At 73.8% G+C, this 8318-nt stretch carries 5 protein-coding genes; 3 read left to right on the top strand and 2 right to left on the bottom strand.

Going from position 1 to position 8318, the window contains the following annotated elements:
- Together ACRDSK_RS28930 and ACRDSK_RS28925 are read left to right on the top strand one after the other, a co-directional pair.
- Window positions 1–1284, top strand: a 1284-nt coding sequence (locus tag ACRDSK_RS28930; protein WP_431444522.1) for a LuxR C-terminal-related transcriptional regulator, incomplete at its 5' end; no start/stop codon positions are given.
- A 190-nt stretch (window positions 1285–1474) separates the two neighbouring features.
- A complete protein-coding gene (locus ACRDSK_RS28925; RefSeq protein ID WP_431444521.1) occupies window positions 1475–3481 on the top strand; it encodes a hypothetical protein in 2007 nt (668 codons plus the stop codon).
- Here ACRDSK_RS28925 and ACRDSK_RS28920 read toward each other — a convergent pair.
- Together ACRDSK_RS28920 and ACRDSK_RS28915 are read right to left on the bottom strand one after the other, a co-directional pair.
- A complete protein-coding gene (locus ACRDSK_RS28920; RefSeq protein WP_431444520.1) occupies window positions 3457–4566 on the bottom strand; it encodes a glycosyltransferase in 1110 nt (369 codons plus the stop codon). The genes ACRDSK_RS28925 and ACRDSK_RS28920 overlap by 25 nt on opposite strands.
- 62 nt (window positions 4567–4628) lie before the next feature.
- Window positions 4629–6989: a CDP-alcohol phosphatidyltransferase family protein gene (locus tag ACRDSK_RS28915; protein ID WP_431444519.1), complete on the bottom strand. Its 2361-nt coding sequence runs from the start codon at window positions 6987–6989 to the stop codon at window positions 4629–4631.
- Window positions 6990–7147: 158 nt separating this feature from the next.
- On the opposite strand from ACRDSK_RS28915, the gene ACRDSK_RS28910 reads away from it, so the two are divergent.
- Complete coding sequence (locus ACRDSK_RS28910; RefSeq protein ID WP_431444523.1) at window positions 7148–7993, top strand: SAM-dependent methyltransferase; 846 nt, start codon at window positions 7148–7150, stop codon at window positions 7991–7993.
- Window positions 7994–8318 lie beyond the last annotated feature (325 nt).

Below are 8318 nucleotides of genomic sequence, written 5' to 3'. Positions count from 1 at the left end.
GCCGCGGACGGCGCGCTGTTCGACGCCGCCGAGCGGTGGCGTGCCGTCGCCTCCACTTTGGACGGCGCGCCCGGCGCGCTGGCCGGTGGCCGGGGTGCGCTCGCGGCGAGCCTCGTCGGGGACGTCGAGACGGCCGAGCACGACCTGGCGACCGCCCGGCAGATGGTCTCCGGAGCCGTGCCGCGCGGGCTGATCGTGCTGCTGGACGGCGTCTCGGCGACTCTGGCCGCGCTGCGTGGCGAGTTCGACACGGCCTCGCGGCGGCTCGCCGGGCTGGCCGTCGCCAGCGTGCCGGCGGATCCGATGGCCTCGGGGCGGTGGGACGACCTGGCGGTGACGGTCGTCGTGGCCGGCGGGGACGACCGGACCGCGTGGGAGATGTTGACCGCGAACCCGGACCGCCCGCAGACGACGCGGCGCCGGCTGCTGAAGGCCTGGCTGGACCTGCGGACCGGCCGGCTGTCCGACGCCCGCGCCGGCCTGGGCGCGGCGGGGGACGGGCCGACGCTGCGTCGCGACGCAGTGCTCGCCGCGGCGGTCACGGTCGGGCTGGCCCGGCGGGCCGGCGACGACGACGCGCTGCGTGCGGCCTGGCACCGGGTGGCGCCGGTCCTCGCGGGTGCCGATGTGGAGCTGCTGCTGCTGGACGCGTGGGGTGAGCTGTCCACGGCCGCCGCGCTGGTCGCGCCCGGTGAGCGGGACGCGGTCGTGGCCGTGATGGCGGCGGCGGTGGCCCGCGCGGGCTCGCCGAGGTGGGCCGCGGCGACGTTGGCGTGGTGGGTGTTGCAGCGTGCGGTCGTCACGGAGGAGCCGGGCGTCGCCACCCTCGCCGCGGACCATCTCCAGGCGCTGGGCGCCGCGGAGGAGCGGACCGCCGCCGCGCGGGTGTGGGCGTCGATCCTGGTTTCGAAGGTCGACCCGGCGGCCGTGCGGAAGGCGGCCGTAGCGCTGGCCGACGCGGGCCGCCCGTGGGAGGGCGCGGCCCTGTGCGGCGCGGCGGCGGCGAAGCTGACCGAGTCGACCGTGGTCAGAGAGCTGCTGGCGGCGGGGCGGGCGCTGCGGGCGACCGTCGCGACCGTCGACCGCGGCAGTGCCGACGGACTGTCCAAAAGGGAGCGTTCGGTGGGCGAGCTGCTGCTGGACGGGCTCACCCAGAAGGAGATCGGCGCTCGGCTGTACATCTCGCCGAAGACCGTCGAGCAGCACGTCGCTCGGCTGCGGCAGAAGCTGGTGGCGGGGAACCGGGCCGAGCTGGTCGCGGCCCTGCGCGCCAAGCTGTCGTGAGCTAGCCGGCAAGGGGTGGGAGCGGCTTGCCGGCGCGGGGCCGGCAAGCCGCTCTCTGGCGTTTGTGCACCGAAACGATCACATGCTCGGCAGGCCCTTCTCTGGCTGCGGCGACTGCGGTATACGTGGGAACGACGAGGTTTCGGCAGCCGCACATACAGTCCAAAAAGGACTGCGGAGGGAGTGCCGAGTGGGCGACGGCAGCGAGCTGGTCCCGCTGCGCACCGGGTTCGACGTGGTGCTGCGGGGCTACCGGCGAAGCGCGGTGCGCAGGTACGTGCAGTCCGTTGAGGAGGAGCTGCGCATCCTGGCGACCGATCGGGACGCGAACGCTGGGCTGGCCGAGGCCCTTGCCAGACAGTTGGAAGAGCTGCGAATGGAGAACGGTCGGCTGCGCCAGCAGCTGGACCGCGTGTGCCGCACACCGATCGAGCCGGCCGCGCTGGAGGGCCGGCTGCGGCGGATGCTCGAGCTGGCCAACGACGAGGCGGCCGAGGTCACCGCCCGCGCGCGGGTGGCGGCCGAGCACTGCTGGGCGACGGCGGAGGACGCGGCCGGACGGCTGCGGGCCCGCTACGAGGTGTCCATCGCGGAGATGGACACCCAGCGGCGGGCGATGGAGGACGAGCACAACACGCTGCTGCAGCAGACGCGCGTGGAGGTGGCCGTGATGACCACCGAGGCGGAGCGGCAGCGCCAGGAGCTGGACGAGCAGGCAAGCCGCCGCCGAGAGCGGGTGGAGACCGACTTCGAGGTGGCGATGGCCGCCCGCCGGACCGCCGCCATGCGCGAGATCGCGGAGCAGAAGCTGGCCGCCCGCGAGGAGTCCGAGGCCCGCCTACGAGCGGCGAGTGCGGCGTCGGCCCGCCTGCTGGAGACGACCGCCGCGGCCGGCTCTCATGTGGTGACCGCGGCCGTCGCGGCGTCGGCACACCGTCTGAGGTGCGCGAACGAGACGTCGGGCCGGTTGCTCTCGGCGTCGGCGTCGGCGGGTGCGCGAGTGGTGGCGTCGTCGATCGCGGAGGCGGATCGCCGCGTGGCAGCGGCGAACGAGACGTCGGCCCGGTTGGTCGAGGCGGCCGCGGTGACCAGCACCGAGGTGATCTCCGCGAGCACGGCGGCGGCGGAGCATCGGGTGGCGGCGGCGAACGAGGTGTCGGGCCGCCTGCTGAGGGCGACCGCGACGACGGGTGGTCAGGTTGTGGCGTCGTCTCTGGCCGAGGCGGAACACCGCCTGATGTGCGCGAATGAAACGGCAGGTCGTCTGCTTACCGCAGCCGCCGCGACGAGCGGCCAGGTAGTCGCCTCATCGGCGGCGAGCGCGGAACACCGTCTGAGGTGTGCGAATGTCGCGTCGGGGCAGCTGATCACCGCCGCTGCCAGGACGAGTGGCCACGTGGTGGCATCGTCGATGGCCGAGGCGGAGCACCGGCTGATGAGCGCGAACGAGGCAGCTGGTCGGTTGCTCGCGGCGGCCGCCGCCACGAGCGGTCACGCGATCGCCGCGGGCACAGCGGAAGCGCGGCGGCGGGTCGGCGAGGCCGATGAGGAAGGCCGGCGGATCGTCACGAACGCCGACGAAACGGCCGACCAGCGGATGCGGGACGCGCGGGACGAGGCCGCGCGTCGGCTCAGCGCCGCACGGGCCGACGCCGAGCAGCGGGTGGCGGCCGCCGAGAGCGCCGCGGGGCGGTTGGTCTCCGCCGGGGCCTCGACCAGCGGCCGGCTCCTCGCCGCGGCGATCGCGGAGTCCGAACGGCGTGTGGACGCCGCCGCCGGGGACTGCGCGCGGCTGGTCACCTTCGCCACCACCGAGGCCGAGCGGGTCGTGCTCGATGCCGGGCGCCGGGCCGAGGACCTGCTGCACGCGGGCACCGCCGAGAGCATGCGGCGAGTCACCGCCGCGATGGCCGACGCCGGGCTGCGCACCTCGGCCGCCGACTGTCGCGTCGAGGAGGCCGACCGGCGCACCCACGACGCCGACCGCCGCGTCGACGACGCCCGGCGGCAGGTCGACCGGCTCGGGCAGCTCCACGAGCGGATCGCCACGCAGATCGTCGCCGCTCGCGAGGTCCTCACCGGCGCCGGGCCGCTCCTGCAGCCGCTCCCGGCCGAGTCCGACCCCGAGCTGAGACCCTCGGCGATCCCGTCCCAGCGTGAGCACGAGCGGAGCTATCTGTCCACACCGGACCAGTGAGCCGCTAGCGCGTCCGCCGCCTCGTCGGTGCTCGGGTGGGCGGCCAGCTCCGCGGCCAGCAAACGGGCGGCCGCCCGGTAGGACGGCTCGGTCAGCACCGCGTCCAGCGCCGCGCGGATCCCCGGCGGCTCGGTCCGCACACCGGCGCCGACCGCGGCCACCCGCTCGGCGTTGGCGTGCTGGTCCTGCGCGAACAGCGGCACCACCACGAGCGGCACCCCGGCCGCCAGCGCGCCCAGCGTCGAGCCGCCGCCCCCGTGGCACACGATCGCCGACGCCCCCGCCAGCACTTCGGCCTGGTTCACCCAGCGCTCGATCCGAACATGTGGCGGCGCCGGACCGAACGACGCGGGGTCGGCGTCGCGGCCCACGCTGAGCACCACCTCGGCGTCCAGGTCCGCCACGGCGGCCAGCGCCGCGGCGAAGACGTCGGCCAGCATCGACATCCCGCCGGCCACGCTGCCGAACGTCACGTACACGAGCGGCACCGGGCGGGGCTCGGCCGCGCGCCACGACGGGTCACGGAACCGCAGTGGCCGGCCGTCGGCGTCCTCGAGCCCGGCCGGGAACAGCGTCAGGTGCGGTGCTTCGTGGAGCCGGTGCGGCCCGGCCAACCCGTACGCGTGCCGCAGCACGTCGACGTTCGGCGCGGCCACGTCGGTCAGCGCCCGCTCCATCGTGCCTAGGCCGATGGCCACCCGCGCGTGCGGCAGACCGTGCAGCTCCGCCGCGACCGCCCCGCCGAACTCGGCCGTCTCCCGGACCACTAGATCCGGCCGCCACGACGTGATCGCCTCCCGCAGCCGGGGCACCGCGGCGGTCGCGTCGAGCCGGCCGAACACCTCGCTCACGACCAGCGCGTTGGCCTCGTCGTGCGACAGGCTCCAGGCCCGGGCGAACGCGGCCGCCAGCTCGTCCGCCGGCGGATCGTCGACCGCCCAGAACTCCGCGCCCGCGACCGACGCGCGCAGCCCGGGCGGTCCAGCCACGAGCACGTCGTGCCCACCGTCCATGAAGGACCGGACGAACGGCGCCAGCGGACCGTAGTGCCCGGCCCCGGCCGTCGAGGTGACTAGGAAGCGCACCGCTCAACAGTAGGAACGCGGCCGCCCGCCGGCCACCCTGATCGGCGGTCAGTGGCGAGTCGTCACCGGCCGTGGGCGAGCTGGCCCGACTTCGCCGGACCGTAGGCGGTCAGGAACTTGTCGCGGAACTCGCTCATCCGCCACACCGGCGCGTCCGGCGTCGGGTTGAGCCCGTCCTGCCAGCCCCACGCGGAGATCCGCTCGAGCACCGCCGGATCCTTGGCGACGATCGTGATCGGCACGTCCCGGCTCGCGTCCTCGCCGCTCACGATGGGGGCCGGCTGGTGGTCGCCGAGGAAGACCATCACCAGGTTCTCGTCGCCGTAGGTCTGGATGAAGGAGATCAGCGTCTCGAGGGTGTACTCGATCGAGTCGCCGAAAGCCTGCTTCACCTTGGTCGGGTCGGGCCAGAAGTCCTTGCCCCGCTTGCCGTTCGTGGCCGTCTCGTAGACCGAGCCGTCGCCGACGTCCTTCCAGTCGAGCATCTTCGGGACCGGCGCCCACGGCGAGTGGGTCGAGGTGAGGTCCAGCTCGGCCATCACCGGCGCGCGGTTCGGCTTGGCCATCTCGGTGCGGTAGAAGTGTTCCAGCGTCCACTGGTCGGGCATCCGCGAGTAGGCGAGCGTCGGGCCCTGGTAGGGCACGTTGTTCGCGGTGTACATCCGGTCGTAGCCGAAGTACTCGCCCTCCGGCCACTCCTGGGTGATCTGCGGCGAGACCCCGGCGGTCGTCCAACCGCCACGCTTGAACGCCTTGGTCAGCGACATGCGGTCGCCGGAGGTCAGCACGTCGTACCGCTGCTGGTTGTCGATCCACAGGCCGGACTGGAGCGAGGCGTGGGCGAGCCAGCTGCCGCCGCCGAACGTCGACGAGGTGAGGAACGCGCTCCTGGACTGGAAGCCCGCCTTGCGCAGCGACTCGGTGCCGGCGTCGAGCTTCGCGTCGATCTCCGGTGCGATCAGCGGGTCCTCGATCGCGACGCGGCCGTAGCTCTCGACGAAGTTGACGAGCACGTCCTTGCCGCGCAGGCCGGTCAGCAGCTCGGCGCCAGGCGTGTAGCGGAAGTGGTCGACCGACGCCTGCTGGGCGAACTGCTGCGGGTCGAGCAGGCCCGCGCGCACGGCCTTCACGTCGTCGTAGACCCCCTCGGCGGCGTGGCGGGAGGCGACCGAGGTGCCCTGGGTGAACTGCACGCCGAGCACCGCGCACACGAGCCAGACCACACCGAGCACCGCGACGGAGCGGGTGGCCGTGTTCCGCCGGGTGGCCATCAGGCGGCTCAGCCGCAGCGCGGCGAAGACCGAGCCCACCAGCAGCCCGACGATCAGCAGGATCACGCCGATCACCGCGAAGAGCGCGCCGAGGTCGCCGATCTCGGTGGCGAGGTAGTCCACGCCCGGTCCGAGGAAGCTCCAGTCGAAGACGAGATCGAAGGGGCGGGCGAGTGTCTCGTTGAAACCCATGTCGGTGAACCTGATGATCAGCACCACGCCGAGCAGCAGGCCGGCGAGCACCGCGGCCACCCGCCGCGCCACGGTGGGCAGGACGATCACGAGGGCGGCCAGGATGAGGGCTTCGATGGGGATCCGCGCGAACGCTGTCGGCGTGAGCTGGCTGATCCGCTCGGGGGCGAGCAGAGCGAACAGCACGAGCACGCAGGCCAGGCCGGTGCCCACACCGGCGAGGATCCGGCGCCGGGTCGAGCGGACGGGCGCCTCCTCGGCGGTCTCCGCGGCCACGTCGGACGTGGCTTCGCGGTGGCGGAACAGCCAGATGCTGTCGTAGCCGAACGACAGCACGAGCGCCGCGAGCGCCAGCCCGAGGATGAGCACCGTGCCCGCCGGGGGCAGCACCTCGGAGGCGGCGACGACGAGGATGATGCCCTGCGCGGCGGCGACGGTCTTGCGGGTCATGCTGTGCGGCAGGTCCGCGCGCAGCCAGCTCAGCAGCCGGCCGGCGACGATGAAGACGTACCGCATCGCACCGATCGCCAGCACCCACGGGCCGACCTCGGTGGCCAGGTACGCGCTGAGCACGAGGATGAGGAACGCGTCGACCTCCATGTCGAACCGCGCACCGAACGGGGAGACCGTGCCGGTCTTGCGGGCGACCCAGCCGTCGACCGCGTCCAGCTCCAGCGCCACGGTGGCCAGCACGACCAGGGGAGCGACCGAGACCGGCTCGGGGATGTCGGCGATCAGCACGGTGACGCCGCCGATGAGGATCGCCCGGCTGAGCGTGACCAGGTCGGCCGGGCCGAACGAGGTCGCCCCGTAGCGGCGCAGCCCCGTGGTGATCGCGGCGCAGCCGATCACGAGATAGGCGATCCCGGTCAGCATGCCCGAAGGGCCGATACCGGTGAACATGGCCAACGCCATGAACAGGACGACCTGCGCGGCCGCTCCGGCGGTCAATGTCCGCACCGGAGATGCTGTCAACACGGCCACGCGTTCCTCCTGAGAGATCGGGTTCCTGCCGTGAATACGTGCGCTTGCTCCAAATGGTTCTACCGGGGTCCCCGCAGCCGGTCTGACCTGGGTATCCCACCCCGGTGAACTTCCCGAACGCGGGCCGCGTGTTAATGGGTGGGAGTACGTCCGAGTCGATCACGGGAGGCCGCGTGGCGGTGACCACCACCCAGTTCGCACCGGAGTGGCTCGCGTTGCGCGAGAGCGCCGACGCGCAGGCCCGCTCGGCCGAGCTGCTCGAGCCGCTGCACGCGGCACTCACCGAGGGCGAGCTGGTGATCCGCGACCTGGGCTGCGGCACCGGGTCGATGGGCCGCTGGCTGGTCGGGCGGCTGCCCATGCCGCAGCACTGGATCCTCACCGACCGCGACCCGGCGCTGCTGGCGCGCGCGGCGGCCAGCCTGCCGGCCCCGGCGACGGCCGTGACCGACGAGCGCGACCTCACCCTGCTGACCGCCGCGGACCTGACGGGCACCTCGCTGGTGACCGGGTCCGCGCTGCTCGACCTGCTGACCGCCGAGGAGGTCATGGGCCTCGCGGCGGCGTGCGTGGGCGCCGGGTGCCCGGCACTGTTGGCGCTGTCGGTGCTGGGCCGGGTGTCGCTGGACCCGGTCGACGACCTCGACGTCGCGCTCGAGGCGGAGTTCAACGCCCACCAGCGGCGCACGGTCGGCGAGCGCCGGCTGCTCGGGCCCGACGCGGCGACGCTCGCGAGGCAGGCGTTCGAGGGCCTCGGCGCGCAGGTGCACACGCGGCCCAGCACGTGGCGGCTCGGCGCCGAGCACGCGGCGCTCACCGCGCAGTGGCTGCAGGGCAGGGTGTCGGCCGCGTGCGAGCAGAACCCGAGCCTGACGCGGGAGGCGATGGACTACCTGCGCCGGCGCCTCGACCAGTGCCTCTCGGGCGAGCTGCGGGTCACGGTCGAGCACGAGGACCTGCTGGCACTCCCGCCTCGGTAGCGTCCCCGCCCGGTCGCCCGGAGCTGACCCTGCTGTCCCGGGTCGCCTACGGGGAGCAGGAGATCACCAGCCCACGGCTGCTCGCGCTCTCGCCGCCGATCTGCACGCGCGTGCCGGCGACCATGCGAAGGCGTTCGGCTTCAGTGCTGTCTCGGCAGCGGTTTCAGGTGGGCTTCAGTGGCCGGTCGCAGCCTTGCCGAGGGAGGCCGCGAGGTCGGTGGAGCCCGGCAGCGCGGCGATCTCGTCCGCGATTCGCTTGGCCGCCACGCGTTCCGGGCCGTCGGCGAGCAGCGCCCCGACCGCCTCGCCGACCTCGCCGGAGAGC

Origin of the sequence: Actinophytocola sp. (assembly GCF_050699915.1) — a bacterium.
Taxonomy (GTDB): Bacteria; Actinomycetota; Actinomycetes; order Mycobacteriales; family Pseudonocardiaceae; genus Actinophytocola.
Note: the sequence above shows the minus strand (reverse complement) of the source record. Positions and strands in the feature narration are given on the sequence as shown.